The following is a 681-nucleotide window of genomic DNA, read 5'->3' on the forward strand; positions in this document are numbered from 1 at the left end:
CCGTTGTTGCTAGAAGAGTCGGCAGTATAAGGATCGGACACTTTTAAAACGTCAGGAATGGCAAACGTGTAGCGATACCCTTCGTCTGTTTTTACTAGTGTTCCATCCCAAACACTCTCCATGCTGGCACGGTTATTTGTGGTATTACTTGAGTGATGGAAACTCTTCCAATAGGTATTGCCATGACGCCCATTGAAGGCAAAGGCTGGATCGCTCGAATTTTGTGTATCGACACGAGAGGGCATTGCTTTAAGAAGTGCGATGCGAAAATCTTTCGTTTCGTCTAGCTCATGAGATCTGCCACTGCCGTCTTTGACGGTAAAATCGACCACCAGTTTGGTTTCTCCGGTTTCTTGAGTGACCAATGATGGCTCGGAAACACTGATCTCGAAATCACCAAGCGCAGGTGGTGGTGTATTTTGATCGTTTTTGCTGTCTGGACCACATCCGGTGAGCAGTAAAATAAAAAATATTAATGTAGCGATCGACTTTAAACCGTTCATAGTCCCTCTCGATTCGTCCTAAAGTAAGTGGGAATGCGTTGGAATGGTTAAATATTTCAATAAACAATTGATTGAAATATTAATTTTGTATTCAAGCCAAAAGCAAAATATCCATATTTACATCGCTTGAATAAATCGAAATACATGGCTTGTAAGAGTATAGACGCAATATGAAATA

The 681-nt window shown here is 41.3% G+C and carries 1 pseudogene; it reads right to left on the bottom strand.

The annotated features are described in order from the left end of the window. Positions 1–503: pseudogene (locus R7Z50_RS27775) on the bottom strand (cytochrome C); the annotation flags it as partial. Positions 504–681: the final 178 nt, after the last annotated feature.

This window comes from Vibrio sp. 1249-1 (genome assembly GCF_033340495.1).